Raw genomic sequence first — 1,466 nt, forward strand, 5'->3', positions numbered from 1 at the left:
ATTCTCGACGGCGCCGGCGGCATAGGAGGTCGAGGCGATATATCGGCCGTTGCCGAAGCGAGCGAATCAAGCCCAGTCTGTGGGAGACTCCGAATCAAAGGCAGTCAGAGTACGCCCGAATCGATCGAAGGTGGCAATAGATAGCATCTATTGTTATATCTCTTGTGCGACTGCGTTATTTCCAGGAGGTTGCCGTGCCCAACTACGCTCTGAACGACCACTATGAGAGCTTCATCCGGAAACAGCTCGAATCAGNGCTTCGGCGTCCGTCGTATCTCCTGGATGACGAGAGCAGATTGCTGCAGCTATCGATGGCGAGGTCTATTCTCGACGGCGCCGGCGGCATAGGAGGTCGAGGCGATATATCGGCCGTTGCCGAAGCGAGCGAATCAAGCCCGGTCTGTGGGAGACTCCGAATCAAGGGCAGTCAAAGTACGCCCGAATCGGTCGAAGGTGGCAATAGATAGCATCTATTGTTATATCTCTTTGTGCGACTGCGTTATTTCCGGGAGGTTGCCGTGCCCAACTACGCTCTGAACGACCACTATGAGAGCTTCATCCGGAAACAGCTCGAATCAGGTCGCTATAACAATGCCAGCGAGGTTGTCCGCGCCGGCCTGCGAATGCTCGAGGATTTCGAGGCGGAGCGGGAGAAATGGCTGCGCGAGGAAATCCCGGCGCGCCTGACCGAGCTTCGGCAGGACCCGGCGAAGGGAATTCCCGCCGAGACGGTTTTCTCACGGCTGGAAGTGCGTCATCGCGCGAAGCAGGCGAGAGTGAAATAGCGGATGGAGTATAGGATTGTCTTCCATCCCAAGGCGGAAGCCGAGCTCGGACAGCTCTAGGACGACATAGCCGAACGTGCGTCGCCGGTGGTTGCGTGGAATTTTGTTACGGGCATTCGCGACCATTGCCTGGCCCTGTCGACTTTTCCACAGCGCGGCACAGAGCGGGTCGAAATCGTGCCTGGGCTGCGGATTGTTGGTTATCGGCGCGCGGTCAGCATTGCTTTTGCGGTCGACGTCGAACGGGTGCTGATCCTGGGCATCTTTTACGCTGGCCGGAACATCACCCCGGAATTGCTGGAAGACAGGCTCTGAAGCAGGGATCAGGCTGCGTGGCGGCCGACATTCCCCTGCGGTTCTCAGGCCGATCATACGCACCCGGTGCCGAGGCGCGGCGAGCCTCGGCGGGAGCGATCGGCAGCTGAACGCCACTCGCAATTTCAACCAAGCCAACTCATGAATATCAGCCCCGTGGATATCTCCACGAGAAATCGAAAAAACATTTGGGAACGGTGTTGACAGTTTTGGTTGGCGGCGACTATATACGCCTCACGAACGAGGGCGGTGCGCCGCTGGCGACGAAGAAGTTTGCTTCTAGGTCTGCCCTCGGCGAAATTCAAGAGAGCCGCGTAAGCGACACTCGGACGGCCCCGGAGCCAAAAGCGAAGCGGGCCACGACAC

The 1,466-nt window shown here is 58.2% G+C and carries 2 protein-coding genes; both read left to right on the forward strand.

Translation table 11 applies throughout. The annotated features are described in order from the left end of the window. The first annotated feature begins 518 nt into the window (after positions 1 to 518). Positions 519 to 785 carry a type II toxin-antitoxin system ParD family antitoxin gene (locus tag X742_RS140460; protein ID WP_023783530.1) on the forward strand — a complete coding sequence of 89 codons (267 nt, stop codon included), beginning with the start codon at positions 519 to 521 and terminating at the stop codon, positions 783 to 785. 66 nt (positions 786 to 851) lie between these two features. Next, entirely contained in the window at positions 852 to 1,100 is a 249-nt protein-coding gene (locus X742_RS01000000171180; protein WP_245275665.1) for a type II toxin-antitoxin system RelE/ParE family toxin, read from the forward strand. Positions 1,101 to 1,466 lie beyond the last annotated feature (366 nt).

The sequence above is a fragment of the Mesorhizobium sp. LNHC229A00 genome, from assembly GCF_000502415.1.
GTDB lineage: Bacteria > Pseudomonadota > Alphaproteobacteria > Rhizobiales > Rhizobiaceae > Mesorhizobium.